Annotated in this window: 19 protein-coding genes; 14 read left to right on the top strand and 5 right to left on the bottom strand. The window is 53.9% G+C overall.

Annotated features, from left to right (window positions below):
• Positions 1-196 precede the first annotated feature (196 nt).
• From AB1L42_RS05495 to AB1L42_RS05480, 4 genes are all read left to right on the top strand, one after another.
• On the top strand, positions 197-835 hold the full coding sequence (locus AB1L42_RS05495; RefSeq protein WP_367052208.1) for an OmpH family outer membrane protein: 639 nt from the start codon (positions 197-199) through the stop codon (positions 833-835).
• A 203-nt stretch (positions 836-1,038) separates the two neighbouring features.
• Positions 1,039-1,971, top strand: coding sequence for a UDP-3-O-acyl-N-acetylglucosamine deacetylase (gene lpxC / locus AB1L42_RS05490; protein WP_367052205.1), 933 nt, complete (start codon positions 1,039-1,041; stop codon positions 1,969-1,971).
• Between the two features lie 31 nt (positions 1,972-2,002).
• Positions 2,003-2,863 (top strand): acyl-ACP--UDP-N-acetylglucosamine O-acyltransferase, encoded by an 861-nt coding sequence (gene lpxA, locus AB1L42_RS05485; RefSeq protein ID WP_367052203.1) that lies wholly within the window; start codon positions 2,003-2,005, stop codon positions 2,861-2,863.
• 157 nt (positions 2,864-3,020) lie between these two features.
• A complete protein-coding gene (locus AB1L42_RS05480; protein ID WP_367052201.1) occupies positions 3,021-4,121 on the top strand; it encodes a Gfo/Idh/MocA family oxidoreductase in 1,101 nt (366 codons plus the stop codon).
• A gap of 41 nt (positions 4,122-4,162) precedes the next feature.
• Here AB1L42_RS05480 and AB1L42_RS05475 read toward each other — a convergent pair whose 3' ends face one another.
• A complete protein-coding gene (locus AB1L42_RS05475) occupies positions 4,163-6,052 on the bottom strand; it encodes a pyrroloquinoline quinone-dependent dehydrogenase (protein ID WP_367052198.1) in 1,890 nt (629 codons plus the stop codon).
• A gap of 376 nt (positions 6,053-6,428) precedes the next feature.
• On the opposite strand from AB1L42_RS05475, the gene AB1L42_RS05470 reads away from it, so the two are divergent.
• On the top strand, positions 6,429-7,853 hold the full coding sequence (locus tag AB1L42_RS05470; protein WP_367052195.1) for a sulfatase: 1,425 nt from the start codon (positions 6,429-6,431) through the stop codon (positions 7,851-7,853).
• A gap of 12 nt (positions 7,854-7,865) precedes the next feature.
• Here AB1L42_RS05470 and AB1L42_RS05465 read toward each other — a convergent pair whose 3' ends face one another.
• Positions 7,866-9,872, bottom strand: a complete 2,007-nt coding sequence (locus tag AB1L42_RS05465) for a site-2 protease family protein (RefSeq protein WP_367052192.1) — start codon at positions 9,870-9,872, stop codon at positions 7,866-7,868.
• Positions 9,818-11,017, bottom strand: a complete 1,200-nt coding sequence (locus tag AB1L42_RS05460; protein WP_367052190.1) for a 1-deoxy-D-xylulose-5-phosphate reductoisomerase — start codon at positions 11,015-11,017, stop codon at positions 9,818-9,820. The genes AB1L42_RS05465 and AB1L42_RS05460 overlap by 55 nt, the downstream gene beginning before the upstream one ends.
• 261 nt (positions 11,018-11,278) lie before the next feature.
• On the opposite strand from AB1L42_RS05460, the gene AB1L42_RS05455 reads away from it, so the two are divergent.
• Positions 11,279-12,283, top strand: a complete 1,005-nt coding sequence (locus AB1L42_RS05455) for an aspartate-semialdehyde dehydrogenase (RefSeq protein ID WP_367052188.1) — start codon at positions 11,279-11,281, stop codon at positions 12,281-12,283.
• Between the two features lie 6 nt (positions 12,284-12,289).
• Here the strand turns inward: AB1L42_RS05455 and nadB are convergent, their stop codons facing one another.
• Both nadB and proC read right to left on the bottom strand, forming a co-directional pair.
• Positions 12,290-13,921 carry an L-aspartate oxidase gene (gene nadB, locus AB1L42_RS05450; RefSeq protein WP_367052186.1) on the bottom strand — a complete coding sequence of 544 codons (1,632 nt, stop codon included), beginning with the start codon at positions 13,919-13,921 and terminating at the stop codon, positions 12,290-12,292.
• 175 nt (positions 13,922-14,096) lie between these two features.
• Positions 14,097-14,906, bottom strand: coding sequence for a pyrroline-5-carboxylate reductase (gene proC / locus AB1L42_RS05445; RefSeq protein WP_367052183.1), 810 nt, complete (start codon positions 14,904-14,906; stop codon positions 14,097-14,099).
• Between the two features lie 205 nt (positions 14,907-15,111).
• On the opposite strand from proC, the gene AB1L42_RS05440 reads away from it, so the two are divergent.
• The 8 genes from AB1L42_RS05440 (at position 15,112) to yajC (ending at position 22,228) form a co-directional block, all read left to right on the top strand.
• The gene (locus tag AB1L42_RS05440; RefSeq protein WP_367052181.1) at positions 15,112-15,477 is read left to right on the top strand and encodes a hypothetical protein; all 366 of its coding nucleotides are present in this window, start codon (positions 15,112-15,114) and stop codon (positions 15,475-15,477) included.
• 76 nt (positions 15,478-15,553) lie between these two features.
• Positions 15,554-16,510, top strand: coding sequence for a DUF1559 domain-containing protein (locus AB1L42_RS05435; protein ID WP_367052179.1), 957 nt, complete (start codon positions 15,554-15,556; stop codon positions 16,508-16,510).
• Positions 16,491-17,198, top strand: a complete 708-nt coding sequence (locus tag AB1L42_RS05430; protein ID WP_367052177.1) for a hypothetical protein — start codon at positions 16,491-16,493, stop codon at positions 17,196-17,198. The genes AB1L42_RS05435 and AB1L42_RS05430 overlap by 20 nt, the downstream gene beginning before the upstream one ends.
• A gap of 230 nt (positions 17,199-17,428) precedes the next feature.
• Positions 17,429-17,800: a 30S ribosomal protein S12 gene (gene rpsL, locus AB1L42_RS05425; protein ID WP_367052175.1), complete on the top strand. Its 372-nt coding sequence runs from the start codon at positions 17,429-17,431 to the stop codon at positions 17,798-17,800.
• Between the two features lie 123 nt (positions 17,801-17,923).
• The gene (gene rpsG / locus AB1L42_RS05420) at positions 17,924-18,397 is read left to right on the top strand and encodes a 30S ribosomal protein S7 (RefSeq protein WP_367052173.1); all 474 of its coding nucleotides are present in this window, start codon (positions 17,924-17,926) and stop codon (positions 18,395-18,397) included.
• A gap of 106 nt (positions 18,398-18,503) precedes the next feature.
• Positions 18,504-20,579 (top strand): elongation factor G, encoded by a 2,076-nt coding sequence (gene fusA / locus AB1L42_RS05415; protein WP_367052171.1) that lies wholly within the window; start codon positions 18,504-18,506, stop codon positions 20,577-20,579.
• Between the two features lie 61 nt (positions 20,580-20,640).
• Positions 20,641-21,753, top strand: a complete 1,113-nt coding sequence (gene tgt, locus AB1L42_RS05410; RefSeq protein WP_367052169.1) for a tRNA guanosine(34) transglycosylase Tgt — start codon at positions 20,641-20,643, stop codon at positions 21,751-21,753.
• A gap of 112 nt (positions 21,754-21,865) precedes the next feature.
• The gene (gene yajC / locus AB1L42_RS05405) at positions 21,866-22,228 is read left to right on the top strand and encodes a preprotein translocase subunit YajC (RefSeq protein ID WP_367052167.1); all 363 of its coding nucleotides are present in this window, start codon (positions 21,866-21,868) and stop codon (positions 22,226-22,228) included.
• The last annotated feature ends 36 nt before the right edge of the window (positions 22,229-22,264 follow it).

Below are 22,264 nucleotides of genomic sequence, written 5' to 3'. Positions count from 1 at the left end.
GATTTCTGCTTTTCGGGATCGGCAATTTTGGAAGATTCCGACCGGCGACGATTGAACTCGTCTTGACCAGTTTGCGTCAGTCAAGACAATGCATGCTGAATTGACAGATCATCGCCGGAATGATGGATGTCAATTTCCCAGAGGTCTGAAGATCTCTGGATGAACTGGACTGGCATTGCAAAGGAGTGCATTCGCCATGCTGAGGCTCCGTCTGTGGAATTCGTTGACACGCCCCCTGTCATGCTTGCTGACAGGCTGCTTTCTCTTCCTATTCGCTGGTCCCCTTCATGCAGATGATGGCTACCAGATCGGGCTGATCGATATGGCCCACGTCTTCAAAGAATACAAAAAGTTCGTCTATCTGACCGAACGCCTGCAGGAAGAAGTTCGCCGCAGCGATGAACTTCTGGCTCCCAAGATCGAAAACATCCAGGCGATCCAGGCCAAGATGAAAGAACTTGCTCCGACAAGTGCGGAGTACGAAACGCTTGAGAGTGAATTCTTGACCGCTCAGGCGGATCTCAAGAAAGCTCAACTGCAAAAACAGCGTGAGCTGATGAAGAAGGAAACGGAAGTCTACAAGGGCATCTACCTTGAAGTCGCCGACGCTGTTGAACGCTACTCAAAGTACTACAAGTACACACTCATCATCCGATTTAACCGTTCTGTGGTCGACGCCGCAGAAAATCCTCAAGAAGTGATCGAGGGCATGAACCGCCAGGTCCTCTATCATCAGAATCGAGATGACCTGACCGATCCGGTCCTCAACTATCTGAATGATCGTTGGGAAAAGCAGCAGAACGCCAGCGCACCAGCGAGTCAGACCACTCGCTAAGTGCTGCTCCGAAACTGTCGTTGAATCGATGGATGTTTGAAAACTCTCCGGTTGACAGTTGCCGGGATCACAAAATGAGTTCTGACATCGGGTGCCTCTGACTCTCAGTCGCCGATCAGCGATTTCGGAAGAAAGCCCAAATCATGTCAGAAACAGTTTGAGATCCGCTTTTGCATGCTCCTGTCCGGTCCAAGGATCAATTCGTGCTTGCCACTCCCCCTCGACGACAACGAACGATCGCACGCACTGCGAAGGTTTCCGGATATGGTTTATTCGGAGGGATCGACGTTTCGCTGGAATTTTGTCCAGCTGACCCGGATGTTGGAATCGTTTTCGAACGAACAGACCTCACCTCAGCAGCGACGATTCCCGCTCTGATTGAGTTTGTCGTTCCTCAATCCCGATGCACAATGATTCAGTCCCCCGGCGGATCTGTGCAAGTGATTGAGCACGTCATGGCAGCCCTGGCGGGGCTGCAAATCGACAATTGCCTCGTTCGCATCGACGCACCCGAACCCCCTGCGTGTGACGGATCGAGTCAGGCATTTGTCGAAGCACTTCTGTCTGCGGACATCGTCGAACAGGACGTCTCGCGTGCCTGCGTCGAGCTGACCGAGACGCTCGTGGTTGTCGAAGACGACTTTGTCGGAATCGGCGCTCAACCGCCTCGCCAGCGTGAATACGAAATCGGTTTCCTGCTGGACTACGGTGACGGTCCGATTTCACAGCAGTCAGACAGTTTTGTGCTGACTCCGGAGGTCTTCATTCAGGAGATCGCCAGTTGCCGCACGTTTGTTCTGGAATCGGAAGTTCGCGAACTCCAGAAACAAGGCATCGGCAAACGATCAACTCCGCAAAATGTGCTCGTTTTCGGAGAGGACGGCATCGTTGAGAATTCGCTGCGATTCGAGAACGAGTGCGCCCGCCACAAAATTCTCGACTGCATTGGCGATTTTGCTCTGTTGGGATGCGATCTCGCCGGTCGGTTTGTGGCAACCCGCTCAGGTCATCGACTGAACCACGCGATGATTCGAGCCATTCGAAAACAGGCTCTCGCGCTCAACCCTCAACAATCGACTTTCCCACACCCCCAGAATCGACCCGCTCCTTTCACCCCAATGAACGCTGCCGGATGACGATCGCTCACCCACAAACAGGACGTTGACAATGTCTACACAGATCTCTCATCTCGCTCATGTCGACCCGAAAGCACAAATCGGGCAGGACGTTCAGATCGGTCCATTCTGCTTCGTGGGACCGGATGTTTCGATTGGTGATCGAACCGTTCTCGAGAGTCACGTCACGTTGACCGGAAAAACCACGGTCGGGAGTGACAACCGCTTCTGGCAAAACTGCGTCATCGGCGCTGAACCGCAAGATTACAGCTATCGCGGGAATGCCCCGACTGAAGTCGTCATCGGAAATCACAATCAGCTGCGCGAAGGCGTTACTGTGAATCGCGGTGCAGAGAAAGAAGATGGCGTTACCCGCATCGGCAACCACAACCTGTTGATGTCGAACTCTCACGTTGCGCACAACTGTCGAATTTATGATCACGCGATGCTCGTGAATGGAGTGCTCCTCGGCGGACACGTTCATGTTCACGACCGGGCAATTGTCTCAGGCAATTCGGTTGTTCATCACTTCGCGACGATTGGAACACTCGCCTTCGTCAGCGGAGGCTGTCGAGTTCCGACCGATGTTCCTCCGTTCATGCTGGCAGCAGGAAGTGACAACCCAGAGATTAAGACTGTCAATCTGATCGGCATGAAACGAGCCGGAATCCCGGATGAGTCCATCCGCGTCATTCGACATGCTCAGCGAATGCTCTACCGGGAGCACAAATCACTCAAAGTTGTCCGCGAACACTTCGAAACGGAATTACAGGGCATCTTCCCGATTGAATTGATCACGCTGCTGTCAGCGATTGAACAACAACGTGCTGGCCGCATGGGTCGTGCCCGCGAAGCTGCCCGAACAACACCTCTCGTTGAATCCAAGGAAACTGCGGCGAAGAAATCCGCTTGAGCCGTGTGCCGGGCCACTTTCGAGTCATCGCTCAATAAGACAGCGGCCTCACACTGCCCGTCCGACCCGCCGGAACGAACAGAACAAGCCAACGTACTGAGAAGAGCAAGTTGCTCTCGATTGACAAACACACAACACTCACGAAGTTAGCGAAGACATGAATGGGACACTGAAACTTGCCGTGATTGGAGTCGGCGCACTCGGTCGACATCACGCACGAATCCTTTCCGAAATGGAAGGGGTCGAGCTAATCGCCGTTGCCGACCCGAATGAGAAACAAGGACGGTCTGTCGCAGAATCGTGTGGTTGCAATTGGACCAACGACTACCGCACTCTCATTAAATCCGTCGATGCAGTTTCGGTCGTCGTTCCAACCTTTCTTCACAAACAGGTCGGCGGAGATTTTCTCTCCAAGGATGTTCCCGTCCTCATGGAGAAGCCGCTGGCTGGCAATGTTGAAGATGGAGAAGCACTCGTCCGCCTTGCTGATGAGCACTCGATTCCTCTTCAAGTGGGCCACATCGAACGCTTCAATCCCGCCTTCCAGGAAATCGCAGACTGGACCGGGGAACCAAAATACATTCGAACAGAACGCGTCAGCCCATACGCATTTCGCTCGATGGATATCGGAGTCGTGCACGACCTGATGATTCACGACATCGAACTTTGCCTGTCACTGACACAGGAAATGCCAACCCGCGTCGAAGCCTTCGGAGCTTCACTCGTGGGAGGTCGGGAAGATGCTGTACAGGCGCGGCTTTACTTCCCGAATGGATGTATCGCCGACCTGACGGTCAACCGCGTTTCGCCGACTCCATCACGAAACATTCAGTGCTGGTCCGAGACCGGATGCGCCACCGCAGATTTGACAACCCGCATCGTCAAGAAGTTCTCACCAACGCCGATGATGCAATCGGGTCAGTTCCCATTCGACCTCGCCCAATCTGGCGAACGAACGATCGACGAATTGAAAACACAGGTCTTCGGAACGTTCATCGAGCCTCAAGAAGTCCAAGCTTCAAACGATGATGCGCTGACGGCGGAACTGACTTCGTTCATCGACGCTGTTCGCCATCGTCATCGTCCGATTGTGAATGGCCGCGATGCCTTGGCAGCCTTGCGTGTCGCAGAAACTGTTCTGGAATGCGTCGAATCGCACTGCTGGGACGGAACGAAAGAAGGCAGAGTCGGTCCTTCAGCACTTCTCAAGTTCTACTCCGCCGATTCAGCCGACGGATCTGACAGCGCTGCAGCCTAAGTCTTGAGAACGAGAGTGAAGGTTACTGAGTGCTTACCGAATTAATTCCCTCCTTCGGGAAGCGCGAAGACGACAAAGGCATCCCCTGCCCTCGTTCCCAGTTTGCCTGCTCCGCCAGCTGCGATGACGACGTATTGTCGACCATTGACTTCGTAAGTTGATGGAGTCGCATACCCCCCAGCTGGGAGTTGATGTTCCCAGAGCACTTTGCCTGTCGACTTGTCGAAAGCTCGAAACTTCTCGTCCTTTGTTCCCCCAATGAAGACGAGACCGCCATCTGTGACAATCGTTCCGCCGAAGGTTTCCGTTCCAGTTTGAGGGATGCCTCTTTCTGTCAGTTCTGCGTATTCCCCGAGCGGAACCTGCCAGACGAACTCGCCTTGATTCAGATCGATCGCCGTCAACACCCCCCAAGGCGGCTTGATCGCGGGATAGCCTTCCTGGTCGCGAATCTGAATGTAGCCGCGATGACCATACTTGTATTTCGCTCCCGGTGGAGATTCGACGAGCGTCATCACGTTGGGAACGTTGTTTGAGTTGACATAGAGAACGCCCGTTTCCGGATCGAAGCTGGCTCCCGACCAGTTCGCTCCTCCGTGAAATCCGGGAATGACAACGGTCCCCTGTAAACTCGGCGGACTGAAAGCAGGTCCGGTTTTGATCTTCTTAAGTTCCTTCAGCACATATTCTCGATTCGCTTCGCCGATGTCGGTCACGTTGGACTCATCAAAGTGCTGAACCGAAAACGGCGGCGGCTTCACCGGAATCGGTTGTGTCGGCCAAGCCTGCTCACCGGGAACATCAGACTGCGGAACCGGTCGATCTTCGATTTCAAACAACGGTTCTCCGGACTCCCGATTGAAGAGGTAAACAAATCCCGTCTTCGTTACCTGTGCGACTGCCGGAATTTGTTTTCCATCGTGAGTGACTGTGACGAGATTTGGATAGACGGGGAGATCATGATCCCACAGATCGTGACGCAACGTTTGAAAGTGCCACTTCAGTTCTCCACTGAAAGCATCGAGCGCGATCGTTGAGTTCGCGTACAAGTTTTCTCCGTGGCGATCTCCTCCGTAGAAGTCGAAAGCAGCTGAGCCCAAGCCTGCGAAGACGAGATTCCTCTCGGTGTCCACGCTCAATCCGCCCCAGGCGTTCGCCCCTCCTCGGTACTTCCACGAATCCCCTTCCCAAGTCTCGTGTCCTTTTTCTCCGGGACGCGGAACGGTATGAAATCTCCACAGCTGACGACCGGTTCGAACGTCGAATGCTCGAATGTCCCCCGGCGCAGCGATGCTCGGCCCTTCTCCATTCGAGACACCGAGAAAAACGATGTCTCCACAAACAGCCGGTGCCGAAGTCGGACCGTAGGCCATTTTAGAAAGGTCCTCTTCAAAGTCTTCTCGAAGATCTTTGATTCCGTTCTCTCCAAACCCGGGATCGAGTTTTCCCGTTTTGGAATCGATTGAGAATAACCTTCCGTCAGACGTGCCATGTAGGATTCGTCGCTCTCCACCAGGCTTCTGGTCACTCCACCAGGCCAAACCTCGATTCACTCCACCCGACGCAAGCGGGCCAGCAGGAGCATGACTTTCGAATGGATCGAACTCCCAAAGTTGCTCGCCTGTTTCTGCATTCAATGCAACGACTCTCAGGTAACCCGTCGAGAGATACATCACTCCATCGATGATGAGTGGAGTGCATTCGATCGTCTTCTTTCGCTCGCGATCAAGTTCTCCCGTGTGGTAGACCCATGCCACTTCAAGCTGGTCAACGTTCTCGCGATTGATCTGCGAAAGAGTCGAGTACCTCTGACAACCGCGGTCACCACCGACCGTTTCCCAGTTCGCGCCCGATGGTAGATCTCCGAAAAGATCCACTGGCCTCGCTGCAAGCATCGCCACGACTGACATCACTATCAAGATAGAGCGCATGTCTGATTCACCCGATCGGTATTGAAATGATTCCTGCATCCACTGACAGAAAGGGGCCTCTCCGAGTTTCTGACCAGTTCTGTCAGTCTGAACATCATCGAGTGTCACAGCCTGTCACATCAATTCAGCCAGCAGCACGTTCGCTGAAAAACCGGAAATCGATAAGCTCTCACATCAACCGAAACGCGAAGTCTCAATTTGAAATCAGAGACTTCCTCTTACCACTCAACGATCTCTCTGCAGCCCGTTGATCGAAAGATCTCACCGAGCGATCACGCTGAGTCGATGGCGTCAGTTTGCATGGTCGGAATAGTTGTGTGATGATAAGGCGCACGATGCTTCATTGACGTCTGACACCTTTGACAGAAAGCGCCTCATGAGAATTCTTCTAAAGAGCCTGTTCGTGGCTGTCCTGCTCTGTGCAGCCTCTCGAACTTCAGAGTCAGCCGATCAATGGAATGTGCTCTTCATCGCAGCGGATGATCTCAATTGCAGCCTCGGGTGTTACGGAAACCAGGACGTCTCATCGCCACATCTCGACCGTCTCGCTTCGAGCGGAACACTCTTCGAGAACGCTTATTGCCAGCAAGCAGTGTGCAATCCTTCGCGAGCCTCGTTGATGTCCGGACTTCGACCTGACACCATTTCCGTCTACGATCTTCGCACGGACTTCCGCACCGCCCAGCCTGATGCTGTGACCATCCCACAACGATTCAAAAACAATGGGTACTTCACGCGCTGCATCGGGAAAATGTTTCACAACATGGGAGACCTTGACGATGAACCATCCTGGTCGGTCCCTTCGATGCTGAATGCAGGACGACATTCTGACACTTACGCAATCATCCCCGAAGGGAAGAAACCGGGATCAAAGCTGGGAGCTCACGAAAGCGAAGACCTTCCGGATGAAACTTATCGCGACGGAAAAATCGCTGACCTAGCCTGTCAACAACTGAGAGAGTTTTCCGATGAGCCATTCTTTCTGGCTGTCGGTTTCTGGCGTCCGCATCTTCCGTTTCTTGCACCGAAGAAATATTGGGATCGGTACCAGCGAGACAGCCTCACTCTCCCCGATCGTTTCGCTCCACCCAGTAATGTTCCCGAGATTGCGCTTCACGATTCACGAGAACTCAAAGGCTACGGTCCTGATCCTCAGAACATGTCCGCCGAAGAACGCCGTTTACTTTGGCACGGTTATTACGCAAGCATCAGCTATCTTGATGATCAAGTCGGCAAGCTGTTGAAGACACTCGAAGAAACTGGGCTGCGAGATAAGACGATCGTCGTCTTCTGGTCCGATCACGGATTCCATTTGGGGCAACACAGCTTGTGGTGTAAGACGTCGTGCTTTGAGTTGGACGCTCGAGTTCCGCTGTTGATCTCCGCCCCGGGTTTTCCTGAAGACAATCGCACGAGCTCTGTAGTCGAACTGATTGACCTCAGCCCGACTCTCGCTGAGCTGTGTGGGCTTCCGGATGTTGACATCGAAGGCGAAAGCCTTGTTCCTATGATGAAAGATCCTTCAACATCGGTGAAGAAGGTCGCGATCACGCAACATCCTCGTCCGGCTTACTTTAAAGCAGTTCCCGAACAGATGGGTTACTCTGTCACCGATGGAAGATTCCGCTACACCGAATGGCGTGACTGGAGAACCGGAAACGTCACAGCGACTGAACTCTATGACCACGAAAAAGACCCGAATGAGATGGAGAATCTCATCGGGTCCAATCAATATTCAGAAGCCGTTGAACAGCTCAGAAATGAACTTGTTCAGGTCGCCCCGAACGAACCTCACGAGTGACGCTCTTCCGGCTTAAATTTTTGAAACGAACAGGTCGAGATAGATCACGAATATCATCAGACCCAGGACGAATGCCATTCCAAAGTAAGTGGCGGTTGCAACAACCATCTCGCTGGGCTTTTTCCGTGTGACAGCTTCCCAAATGAGAAAGACCATGTGACCGCCATCGAGCACTGGAATCGGCAGGAAGTTGATCACAGCCAGGTTCACACTGATCAGTCCGAGAAAACGCAGGAAGTCCCCAATCCCCAAATCCGCGAACCCATAGGCCAGCTTGGCGATATTGATCGGACCGCTTAACCCCTTAGGAGAGATATCCCCGGTCAACAACCCGCGGAGGGTCAGGTAAATGTCTTCGATAGAGGTAATGGTGTAACGTCCTGCCATTGCGAATGCGTTTTGAACGCTGTCTGCCTTGAGAGTAATCAAATTCTGGTTCAAACGAAGTCCGCGTGTCGTCGGAAGATACCAGTCTTCGACGACCTTCGGAGTCACTTCAACAACCCGGTGTTCGTTCGAATCTTCGGGCGAACTGACCGTGAGTTCCACGATTCGCGAGCGAGTGTATTCTTGAATCGTCCAGAACGCGTAAGCCCAGTTCTTGTCTTGGATCGGAATCTCGAACCGCGTGTCCGTTCGGGCATCCTGCTCCGTTCCGGGAGCTCTAATGAGAGTCACTTTGTGAATGGTATCGCGTGGTTTGATTCCCTGACCAGCTGCGGGACCATCTTCATCGACTGAGAAAACATTCGGAACGAGATGAAAAGCGACACCAATGCTCGGAACAGAAAGGGGAGCCCCTTCTGATAATGGTGGTTCTGCCCACGGAGCCCGGTCGCTTGGAGTCAGAGTCAACACGAGTTCCTGAGGCGCCCCTCCGGAAACTTCGCGGGAAATGGTCACTTCCACCTCTTCGCCGGCATGCTCGGAGAAGTATTCTGTGAGTCGAACAGGATCGATATCGTGGCCGACGTCCAGACCGTCGACTTTGGCGATGAGATCGCCCTTCTTCAGACCGGCTTCAGCAGCAGCGGAGCCAAGCTGAATGGCTTCGATTTTTCCCATCCCCATGCGAAGTCCCAAACCGAGAAACTGTTCAGCTGGCAAGTTGACCTGGACTTCTTTAGTGTCGCCACCTTCACTCTTGCGTTTGACTGTCAGCCCCAACGCCTCGTCTGCTTTCTCATTGAGAATCTTGTCGAGCTCGCTGAACTCTTTGATCACGACTCCGTCAACGGCTGAGATAATGTCCCCCGGCTCAAACTCTGCTCGAGAAGCAGCGGTTCCCGGGAAGACATAGGGAATCGCTTTCGGATCAGGAACGGGAAGAACCTCGAGGCTGCGAGCCTGACCAATTCCGATTTGACGGACGATTCCGTTCGCTGATGGTTCAAGCTCGATGTCGAACGTTTCTCCATCCGAGTGAAAACCTTCCAAGCGAATCGGTCCACGAGAAAGAGCAGTTCCGCGCAACAGGTCTTCAAAGTTAGACACCTGTCGTCCGTTGATCGCAGTAATTGTGTCCCCGGAACGAATTCCGTGTTGCCATCCCGGCATTCCAACTTGCACGTGCCCAATCACACGATCAGTTGTTTCAACGCCGCTGTTAAATGCGATTGCGAAGAACAGAAACCCGGTGATGATGTTCATGATCACCCCGGCGGAAATAATTGCCATCCGCTGCGGGACTGTCTTTGACGTATAGGATCGGGGATCAGCACTGATCTGATCGTCAGTCATTTGCCCCGGGTCCATGTCATCCTGTCCGAGCATTTTGACGTAGCCCCCGAAAGGAGCCCAGCCCAGCCAGTATTCGGTCTCACCCCACTTTTTGGCGAGGATTGGCTGACCGAATCCGATACTGAAGCGTTCCACGTAAACTCCGCACCACTTCGCAACGAGGAAGTGGCCGAGCTCGTGGAAGAAGATCACCAGACCAAGTCCGGCGGCAGCGATAAAGATGTTTAGCAGTGCCGAGACGCTAAAGAGTGCGAGTGTGGCGGCGACGACGGTATCCAATTCAAAGCCTCCTGGCGCGCCCAATGATCGAGTTCGAGCAACTCATCCAACTCCGGCTGGCTGTCGAAATCGTGGGCATTCAGAATCTCGCGACAGAGTCGCGGGATGTCGGTAAAAGTCAGTGTTTCAGAAAGAAAACGTTCGACAGCCACTTCGTTGGCAGCATTCAAAACTGCTCCGGAAGTTCCGCCGCGCTCAGCAACCTCAAATCCTAACGATAACGCCGGGAATCGTTCGAGATCAGGGGGTTGAAAATCAAGTGAAAATGTTTCCGATAAATCCAGTTTCGGACTGGCACCAGCCACTCGTGCGGGCCAGGTAATGGCATATTGTATCGGCAATTTCATATCTGGGGGAGATAATTGTGCGATGACCGAGCCATCCACAAACTCTACCATCGAGTGGACGACCGACTGAGGATGTACGACAACGTCAATCTGTTCAGAAGGCAGGCCGAATAACCACCGTGCTTCAATCACTTCCAGAGCTTTGTTCATCATCGTCGCAGAATCGACAGTGATTTTCCGACCCATTTCCCAGGTTGGATGACTCAGAGCATCGGCACAAGTGACCTGCGCCAGTTGCTCTCGAGACCACGTGCGGAATGGTCCTCCACTGGCCGTGAGAATGATTCGCGACACCTCTTCCGCCCGGCCGGACTGAAGTGACTGAAAGATCGCAGAGTGTTCGCTGTCGACGGGAATCAGCGTCGCGCCGGTTTCGGCAGCTTTGTCGGTCACCAGTTTCCCAGCGACAACCAGTGTTTCTTTATTGGCCAGCCCGATCGTTTTTCCCGCCTCGATCGCAGCCCAAGTTCCACGCAGCCCCGCTGCTCCCACAATGCCGGTGATGACGACCTCAGCATCCGAGTGAGCAATGGCGTTTGCGAGGCAATCTTCCCCGAATTCGACGTTCACTTGAGGGGGAAAAGCGTTGCCGGGGATCGAATTTCGGTCAATTCCGGTCAGCACGACCGTGCGCGGCAGGAATTCTGCAGCTTGCTCTGCCACCAGTTGCCACTGAGTGTGAGCGGACAGTAATTCCACCGACATTTCATCCCGATGGGCGCGCACTACATCGAGACAACTGGTTCCAATCGAACCGGTTGCCCCCAATACGGCGATCCGCTTGATATGATCTGACACTGGATAATTCTCTTAAGTTTTAGCGATTGTAGAGGTTCCGGCTTCATGACCGCAAGACCGGAGTCGCTGGGGTTTCCGCGACCTCACAGCCTGAGCGAACGGAATTCGCAGCACTATCGTTTCTCAACAGAAGGGATTGATCGCGAACAATTTGCAGAGGCCACTTGTCCCGGTCTATGATGTTCGCTCTCGTCGCGAAAATGCGACCACTCTAATATTCCATCCTTCAAAAGCTAAGTAGCTGCAAGTCGAGGTTGATCCGTGTTTCAAAATGTTGCCATTGTGGGCGCCACCGGTGCCGTCGGTCAGATCATGAGGCAATTGCTGGAAGAACGGAAATTTCCTGCAGCGACGTTTCGCTTCATCGCTTCGGCGCGTTCGGCGGGTCAGCAGATCACATTTCGTGGCCAAAAGTACACCATCGAAGAACTGACCAAAGACTGCTTTGCCGGATCAGATCTGGTGATCGCTTCGACTCCGGACGACATTGCCGCTGAGTATTTGCCTGCCGCCGTCGAAGCAGGCTGCCGCGTCATCGACGAATCCGGATACTGGCGCATGAAAGACGGAGTCGCGCTCGTCATTCCGGAAGTGAACCCGCAAGCTGCTCTCGACGCCACCGGCATCATCGCCAGCCCGAACTGCTCAACGACCCAGATGGTCGTGGCTTTGAAACCACTTCACGATGCTGCAGTCGTCAAACGGGTGATCGTCAGCACTTATCAGGCAACCAGTGGAGCAGGAGTTCAGGGAACAAGCGATCTGTTCGACGGGTCCAAGTCGTACCTCTCCGGGGATGACTACTCGTATAAAGCCTTCGCACATCCCATCGCCTTCAACTGCATCCCTCAAATCGGAAGCGAGAAGGCAGACGGGTATACCAGTGAAGAGCTGAAGATGGTCTATGAGACCCGCAAAATCCTCGGGGATGAATCAATCCAAGTGAACCCCACATGCGTCCGCGTGCCAGTTGCCAACTGTCACAGCGAGTCGATCACAGTCGAAACAGAAGAGCCGCTCACTCCCGGTGAAGCACGCGAACTGTTCGAATCGTTTCCAGGAATTCAGGTCGTCGACAACCTGCAGAGCGGACAATACCCACTGCCCAGCACTTGCGATGGCTCAGACGACGTCTTCATCGGACGAATCCGTAAGGACATCTCGCATCCGAATGGAATCAGTTTCTGGTGCGTCAGCGACAACTTGCGAAAAGGGGCCGCGACGAATGCTGTTCAGATCGCGGAACTGTTGGCAAAGCATCTGTAAACGCGATCACTCAGCCCCGGACGGCTCACCGATGGTGACATGCCTCTCCCAAGAGGAATCGGTCTCCGGAAAATCGCTCCGAAAGTGCACACCACGGCTTTCGGTGCGAGCCCGGGCTGACTCGATCATCAGTCGGCCGACCAACAGCATGTTCTGCAGTTCCCAACCTTCGACGGTTTGAAACTCTCGCAGCGAGACGTAGCGGTCCCAAAACTCGACCTGCTCCGCAGCTGCTTTCAGTCCTTCTTCATCGCGGCGAATTCCAACATTTCGCCACATGATCGAGCCGAGAGAGTTGCGTAAGTCGGTGAGGTTGAGCAAATCCTGTTCTTCGATCACCTTTGGCCCCGGTGACGAAACTGGAGGAGCCGAAAAGCTGTCCGGGATTTTCAGGGCTGCTTCCGAGGCCCCTCGACCAGCGTGAATTCCGTAGTACAGACCTTCCAGCAAGCTGTTGGAGGCAAGTCGATTGGCCCCATGAAGTCCGCTGGATGTTGCTTCACCGGCAGCCCACAATCCGGGCAGCGTGGTGGCCCCGGTTAAGTCGACCGTCAATCCGCCGATCATGTAATGGGCTCCCGGTCGGACGGGGATTCGGTCGTGTGTCAGATCGAGACCGAACTCGCGGCACATCTCCAGAATGTTCGGGAAACGTTCGTTGATCTTTTCTTTCGGAAGGTGTGTCAAATCGAGGTAAACGCACGGATGCCGAGTCAGTTCCATCTGATCTGTAATTGCCCGGCTGACGACATCACGCGGAGCGAGTTCCATACGCTCGTCGTAATTCCCCATAAACCGATCACCATTCACATCGACCAGATATCCCCCTTCCCCTCGAGCCGCTTCGGTGATCAAGTGACGTGAACTTCCGGCGATGTAAAGCACCGTGGGATGAAATTGCATCATCTCCATATCTCGCAGCTCCGCCCCCGCCCGGTAGGCGATTGCGTGTCCGTCAGCCGTCGCGATATCCGGGTTGGTCGTTTCCCGATACAAACGCCCTGCTCCACCCGTCGCAAGAATCGTTTGCTTCGCCCAGACGAAGGTCTTTCCGTGATGAGGATTCCAGACCAGCGCCCCGCGACAACTCCCCTCGTGAGTCAATAGGTCGATCGAGAAGGTCTTCTCCCAGATCTCCGTCCATCCCGCACCGCGAACGGTATCAATGAGAGCCCGCATCACCTCTTTGCCAGTGGCGTCACCCAGAGCATGAGCGACTCGCGGATGACTGTGGCCCCCTTCAGTCGTGAGCGCGATTGAACCATCTTTCCGATCGAATTGCGCTCCGAACGAGACAAGCTCTCGAATGCGCTCAGGAGCTTCTTCGACAATTTCCCGCACGACTTCGGGATCGCATAAACCCGCCCCTGCTTTAATCGTGTCCTCGACGTGATTGCTCAATTCGTCTGAAGGGTCCAGAACTCCAGCAATCCCTCCCTGAGCCCAAGAACTGTTCGATGCAGACACCACATCTTTGGTCACCATCACCACGCGCAAACGCGGATCAATTTCCAGCGCAGCACGAACTCCGGCAATGCCTGTTCCGATGACCAGGACGTCGACGAACATATGCGGGATCCGTTTCGGGTCGAACCGCACGAGATACCGTTGACGCGGAGTATAGCTCAAGTCAGGCATGTCTATTTCTATGAATCAATTGAGAGATTGATCATGCAACGTTAACGACTCCGCAACCTCCTCACCAATCAATGTTGTCGGAGTCAGCTCACAATCCCGTTCGTTCCGATCCCCACATCTCGCGAACTCCTCGCTTGGGAACACCACGACCATCGGCATCGCGACGCAATTATGTCTATGTTTTTCCCAACTCCTGTGAGCGTTTGGTCGCTGCCTCGACGGCATTCATCAGTGTCCCTCGCAAACATCCTTGTTCGAGTTGATGCAGCCCCGAAATTGTCGTTCCACCGGGACTGGTCACCGCATCTTTCAACTGACCCGGATGCTGACCACTTTCCAGGACCATTTTCGCAGCCCCCAGCAATGTTTGTGCTGCCAGTTGCGTCGCGGTCGCACGCGGTAAACCAGCGAGAACTCCTCCGTCGCTGAGTGCCTCGATGATTTCAAAAACATAGGCAGGCCCGCTGCCTGACAATCCGGTCACCGCATCGAGCAAGTGCTCAGCGACCGGCAGTGCAATTCCAACCGTAGAAAGCAGTTCTTCCACAAGCTTTAAGTCTTCTTTGGTGGCCGTAGAACCGGCGGCATATCCCGAAGCACCTTCCCCAACGAGACAGGGCGTGTTCGGCATCACTCGAATGTGTCGACTCTTTGGCAGCGTCGCTTCAAAACGCTCCAGCCGCGCTCCGGCAATGATGGAAACGAAGAGATGTTCCGACGTGGACGAATCGGCAAGCTCTTCCAAAAGCCCTGACAGAACCTGAGGTTTCACCGCCAACAGAACGACCTCCGAGGACTCAAGCACCTCACGATTACTGTCGGTCGTCGGGATTTCCGTCTGTTCCGTGAACGACTTCCGGGCAGCTTCGTAAGGGTCACTGGCGAGCATCGTCTCAGGCTGAGCCAACCCGGAACGAATCCATCCGGCCGCAAGCGCCGTCGCCATCTTCCCCGCACCAATTAATCCGATTCGCTTCTGATTCATCAACTTTTCCGTCCAGGAATCTCGATCGTCGCTTCAACTTCTACTTTGCAAACGTCGCAACCTCTCAGAATAGCAAGAGTGACAGACTCGCGCCCAGATGCTGAGGAAGCGGAACACATCTGAACAAGTTGATGTAACGAGCCTAAGAATGTTATACTCTTGGTAGCTGTGGGCAGTTCTTAGAAAGCAGTGAAGGAGTTTCCCCATGGGGCACTGTTGGTTTCTTATCTTCACTTTGGTCGCATCGCCTTCATCTCCCGGTTCTCCTCTTGAGGTGGAACATTTTCATTTTGACGGAGACATCAAACTCTCAGCTGTTTCTACCGACACATTCGAGATGAGAGTGTTTCGCGTGGACAAAGATTCCTCGATCCCTCACTCAGTCGGGATCTACTCCTACCAACCCGGCGGAACAGACAAGTGGGCGAGCACGGATTACGTCAGGTGGGAATGTGCCGCGAGACTTATACCGCTTCCCCACGGAACAACAGAAGTTTTCGGCGACATCTATCTCGTGAACGATGGCCTGATGATCTTCATCCGCCGCATCGATTGGAAACAGATGGACTAAGAACTCTTGTTCCCCACGATCAACTTTTGCTGGCAACTCGGTTGATGAAACGACTTTTCCACGGAAGGAGCCGCAGATGAACCGAACCATCCCTCGTCGACCGATTCCGATCCTCACTCACAACCGGTTCGGAATTTCGATGGTTGAAGTTCTCGTTTCGATCGCGATTGTCGGAATTCTATTCGCCATTTCGGTTCAGGCGGTTCAATCCGCTCGGGCTGTGGCCCGGAAGTCGCAGTGCGCAAACAATCTTCGCCAGATCGGAATCGCACTGACGGGTGCTGCTGAACAGGATGGATTGTTTCCGACAGATCGTTACTGTTTTGTGAAGCTGATGCCCTTCCTCGACATGCAGGAGGCCTATGACGCTCATCGCAACATGACACTCAGGCCTCCGCTTAATGTGCCCTGGATGGAGTGCCCAGAAGAAGGAAATCACGCTCCAGGAATTGCACAGCCCAGCTACATGGTCAATGACGGAAGTCGATTTCGGCGAAAGCCACCGGGACATTCCTCGGACAATCAACAAAACGGGTTTCGCTCTGCAAATCGAGAAGGGACCCGTCCGAGTGAATTCAGCGACGGACTTTCGAACACCGCTGCATTCTCCGAACGTATCCACACCCCCCAGGTCCTTTACGTCGCCGATTCTCCGGTCGCTCCGCAGCATTACCTGTGGTACACCGAGCAGCGATTCCTCGAACCCGGAACAGAATCCCAGGCCATTGAGCAGTGTCGATCACATCGGACATCTCCGGATCCGGTCTCGGATTCTTTGCACAAAGTGGGCCTTGAACTGAATGACCCGGGCTATGACCATTTCCTCCCCCCGAATCAAATCGGCTGCTACAACGGCCCGAACGATTTCGAATTCCAGGCCTGGCACTCTCTGATTCCCCCGACAAGCCATCATGCAGGCGGAGTCAATGTGCTGTTCGCTGACGGGGCGGTCCACTTTATTCACTCGGGAATCTCCACTGACCCGTGGCACGCAATGGGAAGCAGGGATGCCAATGACCTCGTCACGTTCTAAATCGCTCTTTTTGATTGCCCCTCTGTTGTGTGCGGCTGGCTTCTTTTTTCACGGCTGCGAGCAACCGGAAGTTGAAGACCCGACCGAAAATCCGGTTGTGGACGTTCGGACAATATGGCGACGGGACACCGGAGAGACCATTTCTGACCATATCACGATCGCGAATGATGAAGAGTTCGTACTCATCATCGAACTGCATCCTAAACCGGATCGTCCGCACGAGTACGAGGGACAGACAATTACGAACCCCCGATCATGGCCGGTCAGCATTATCGCTCATCAAATAGAAGGTCCGAAGAAACGTGGCGATTTGATTCTCGGCACCATTCCGCTCGACTACCCGGATGAGGAAGGGATCGTCGTTCACTCAATCGGACGATATGCCCCGCGCTCGGAATCGATGAAATTGCATGTTGAGGATGTCGACAAGGATTTTGACGAGGACGTTATCCCACACTGGTTAGTGTTTCATTCCGCTCACGGAATCCCCGGAGAATACGAATACCAAATTCTGGCTTTCCCTGCTTACCAGCAAGTCACAGCGACAGCGTGGGATCCTAAACAGCCCGTTCTCGTGAAACGACTGTTTGTCACGATCACTCCGTCCGAAAACGAGGATTCGGAGGATTCAGATCCACCAAAAAACCAACACCTCCCATCACACTTAAAACCGATTCGGAATAACTGACGTCGGTGCCGCAGATCGGGCGAGAACGCTGGAAAACCGAGACTTCTTGGGAAATCCAGCGCCTCGGTCGACTTGACCATCGCCCGCGCGGGAGTTACAGTTCGCGATTCCTCGGTGGGTCAGGGGTGTTTTGCGCGTCAGTCGATTGAGATTCTGATGCCGACAAGCTCACTGAAAACGACATCATTATTCCCCAAACGACTGCACGATTTCAGATTGTGAATTGATCTATGCCTACGATTAACCAGCTCGTTCGAAAACCTCGCAGAAAGCAGACGTCCAAGTCGAAGACTCCACTGCTTGAGGGATGCCCGCAAAAGCGTGGTGTCTGTCTGCAAGTGCGAACCATGACTCCTAAGAAGCCGAACTCGGCTCTGCGGAAGATTGCCCGTGTTCGCCTGTCGAACGGAAAAGAGCTGACCGCCTACATTCCCGGCGAAGGTCACAATCTGCAGGAACACTCCATCGTGCTCGTCCGTGGCGGTCGTGTTCGCGACTTGCCGGGGGTTCGATACAAAGTCATTCGCGGTGTGCTCGATACCCTGGGTGTCGACGGACGTCGCCAGGCACGCAGCCGCTACGGGGCAAAGCGTCCTAAATAGTGCTCATAAGCTGTTCACAGCTTGAAAACATGATGATTCATCACGCGTGCCGGCAGGCTGAAGTGCGTGATTCCAAAGATATTCCAATATTGTTTTTGATTCAGTTAACAGGTCGAAACGTCCATGGCCAAACGGTTTACAGCCAGTAAAACACAGCTGATCGGAGATCCGAGATACGGTTCGAAGCTCGTCTCCAAGTTCGTCAACTGCCTGATGCATGACGGGAAAAAGAGCATTGCCCTCGGTGTGTTCTACGATGCCATGGACGAAATCAGCAAACGTCTGCCGGAAGAAGAGCCTGTCGAGGTCTTCAATCAGGCAGTTGAAAACGTCAAGCCACACATCGAAGTCCGGTCCAAGCGCGTCGGGGGAGCCACCTATCAGGTTCCAACTCCCGTGAGTGCGAAGCGCCAGCAGACTCTGTCGATCCGGTGGATTCTTGAAGCTGCTCGTGGACGCAAGGGCCGCCCAATCGCTCAATCGCTGGCAGACGAATTCGTCTCTGCATTCAAGCGAGAAGGCGTTTCGATCACCAAGCGTGAAAACGTTCACCGTATGGCAGAAGCGAACAAAGCGTTCTCTCACTTCGCCTGGTAAACGCTGTAGAATCACTTCGCCTGCCATTCATGTCATTTGAATGAGCAGGCTTTTTTTATGCTTGGGGAAACTTCTCACTTCATTCAAACCAGATACTTGATCAGCTATGCCAGGCCCCATTGAAAAACTTCGAAACATCGGGATCGTGGCGCACATTGATGCCGGAAAGACGACCACGACAGAGCGCATTCTGTATTACGCAGGTGCCACTCACCGTATGGGGAACGTCGACGACGGAAACACCGAGACCGACTTCGATCCGGAAGAAGCCAAACGCGGAATTACGATCTATTCCGCAGCTGTGACCTGTCGCTGGAAAGATTGCACGATCAATCTGATCGACACTCCCGGTCACGTCGACTTTACAGCCGAGGTGCAGCGAAGCCTTCGCGTCCTCGATGGAGCTGTCGTTGTTTTCAGTGCAGTCGAAGGTGTCGAAGCACAGAGTGAAACGGTCTGGCGACAAGCTGACGAGTACAAAGTCCCGCGTCTTTGCTTCATCAATAAGATGGATCGCATCGGGGCAAACTTCGAGAACGTTCTGGGCCAAATTCGGAAACGCCTCGGCGGCAATCCGCTTCCGCTCTATCTCCCGATCGGTTCTGAGCACGACTTCCTCGGCATCGTCGATCTGATCGGCCGCAAAGCTCTTTACTTCGACTCGGAGTCTCAAGGAAAGAATATCACCGAAGGTGAGATTCCCGACGATCTTAAGGACCAGGCAGCAGAGTTTCGACAGAAGCTGGTCGAAACCATCGCCGAACGCGACGAATCTGCGATGGAAACCTACTTCGAAGAAGGGGACCTCCCGGAAGAAACGATTCACAAACTGTTGCGAGAAGCGACTCTTGCTGGTGAAATTCAGCCAACGTTTACCGGGTCTGCTCTCGATTTCGTCGGCGTTCAGCCAATTCTGGACGGAGTCAATCGCTATCTCCCCAGTCCGCTCGACGTTCCCCCTGTTCGCGGGATCAATCCAAAGCCCAAGAAAAACGAGTCGACGGAAATCACCCGTGGACCTTCAAACGATGAGCCGCTGGCCGCGTTGATCTTTAAGATCGTCGCTGACAAGCACGCGGACTTGTGCTTCGTCCGGGTATATTCGGGTGTCTTGAAATCCGGAACACGTTTGCTGAATCCTCGCACCGGAAAGAAGGAATTCTGCAGCCAGATCTGGCACATTCAGGCGGATCAGCGAGAGAAAATCGAGATCGATCTCGTCGAAGCGGGGGACATCTGCGGAGTCATCGGCCCCAAAGACATCGTGACCGGCGACACATTGTGTCCGACGACCGACCCGATTCTGTTGGAGTCGATCCACTTTCCGGAAACGGTCATCTCGATGGCGGTCGAGCCAGACACGAGTGCTGACAAGAAGAAGCTGGAAGACGCACTGGTTCGGCTGGGTCGTCAAGATCCAACGTTCAAAGCCCAAATCAGCGAAGACACCGGGCAGACGATCATCAGCGGGATGGGCGAGCTTCACCTTGAAGTCCTGAAGGAGCGAATGCATCGAGATTTCAATCTCAATGTCCGCGTTCACAAGCCGCGCGTCTCCTATCGGGAAACGGTCAAACATCCAGCTGAAGCGCATGAAGAATTCAACCGCAGCAATCAGGGTGAATCGCACTTTGCGAGCGTAACGGTCAGCGTGGAGCCATTTGAAGGCGAGAGCCCGATCCTTGTCACGTCACGTGTTCCGGTCGGATCGATTCCAGCAGAGTACGAAAAGATCGCTCGGGAAGCGGTGTTCGAATCGGCTCAATCGGGTGGAGTGCTCGGCTATCCATTGATGAAAGTTCGTTTCGTCATTCTCTCCGTCGGTTACCGCGAAGGTGAAACGAACGAAGAGGCACTTCGATCCGCAGCAGCCCATGCTGTCCAGTCGGCTCTCAGTAAAGCGGAAATCGCATTGCTCGAGCCGATCATGAAACTTGAGGTTGTGACTCCTTCGGACTTTGTCGGCAACATTCAGGCAGACCTGAATCAACGTCATGCGAAGATCTTCGGCAGCGAAATTCGCGGTCATCTCACTGCCCTGCAAGCTGAAGTTCCGCTGGCGAACATGTTCGGCTACTCGTCTCATGTGCGAAGCCTTTCGCAGGGCCGCGCTTCATTCTCGATGGAGCCGATGAAATATGATCTGGCCCCGCAGTCTGTCTTGAACGAAATGCTTGGCTGATCAAGTCGCGAGCGTTCACGATCGGGTTAATCAGAACCCGTCGGAGCTACAGGAAAGAGTGATGTTCCAGTTTCACCTCGATCACACCGACACAAGCTCTGCCGCACGGTGTGGTCGCTGGGAAACTCCTCACGGAGTGGTCGAAACCCCGGCTTTTATGCCCGTGGGAACGCGTGGAAGCGTCAAAGGCGTCTGGCCGCACCAGTTGGCTGAAACTGGTGCGCAGATGATTCTAGCGAACACCTATCATCTCACTCTTCGACCCGGCGAGAAAGTTGTGCAGGAACTTGGAGGCCTTCACGAGTTCATGGGCTGGAAAGGCCCCATCCTGACCGACAGCGGCGGCTTTCAGGTTTTCAGCCTCGGTGCTCTGCGGCAACTCGACGATGATCGTGTCGTGTTCAAGTCTCACATCGATGGCAGTATTCTGGACCTTACGCCAGCCCGAGCGATGCAGATTCAGGAGGATCTCGGGGCGGATTGCATCATGTGCCTCGACGAATGTCCGCCCCACGATGCCCCGGTTTCGAAACTCGAAGAAGCGGTGGCCAGAACGACGCGATGGGCCCAAATTTGTCGCGAAACCCACAAACGAGCCGATCAGGCTTTGTTCGGAATTGTTCAGGGCGGAATTCACCCTCAACTTCGGGAACGGTCCGCCGAAGGCCTACTGAAACTCGATTTTCCCGGCTACGCCGTGGGTGGGTTGTCCGTGGGGGAGTCGCCTGACGAGATGTATCAGACTCTCGATTTCACGACGCCCATGCTTCCGGAAGAGAAGCCACGCTACCTGATGGGAGTCGGCCGCCCCATCGATGTTATCGAAGGCGTTTTACGCGGCATTGATCTGTTTGACTGCGTCATGCCCACGCGAAATGCCCGCAATGCGACTGCGTTCACGAGTCGCGGAACGGTCAAAATGCGAAACTTGAAGCATCAAACCGATCGCGAGCCGCTCGACAGTGAATGCGACTGTGCGACGTGCCAGCAGTTCAGCCGCGGATTCCTTCGCCATTTGTTCACCGTCGGCGAAATGCTCGGCCCGATGCTCCTCTCAGTCCACAATCTGAGGTTCTACCAGAAGGTTGTCACGGAGTTACGGTCCGCAATTAAGTCAAACTCAGCCCAAGAGTTTCGACGTGAACATCTTGCTCGGATGGGGGACGGTCCCTAAACTACCCGCTTCTCCCGACCGGATTGGCGTGTGCGCTGACCAGTCGGAGAGCAAAAAACGGGGACGACAACGGGAGGATTTCCTCCTCTTTCAACTTTAGCGTATTGCAACCATGTCGACACTGACCATTCCATTTTTGATCCTGGCAGCAGATGCAGCTGACCAACCAGAAGTCAGTCCGATGTGGCAAATGTTGTTGTTGTTCGGACCTCCTCTGCTGCTTCTTTTTTTCATGCAAACCATTTTTGGGAAAAGTGAAGCAAAAGAAAAAGCTCGTCGCGACGAAATGGTTACTGCACTGAAGAAGAATGACCAGATCGTCACGATTGGCGGCATCCTGGGAACTGTTGTTTCGGTTGCCGAAGACAAACAGAGTGTCACGATCAAAGTCGATGACAATACACGTTTGAAATTCCAGGCCAGTGCGATCCGAGAAGTGGTTTCTCGAGACAGCAAGGATTCGGAGAAGTCGTGATCGAACTGGGATCACCTCAAATCGTTCAACTGGCAT

The sequence above is a fragment of the Thalassoglobus sp. JC818 genome, from assembly GCF_040717535.1.
In the GTDB taxonomy this organism is placed as follows: Bacteria; Planctomycetota; Planctomycetia; order Planctomycetales; family Planctomycetaceae; genus Thalassoglobus.
This window is presented reverse-complemented; position numbering and strand designations above follow the sequence as displayed.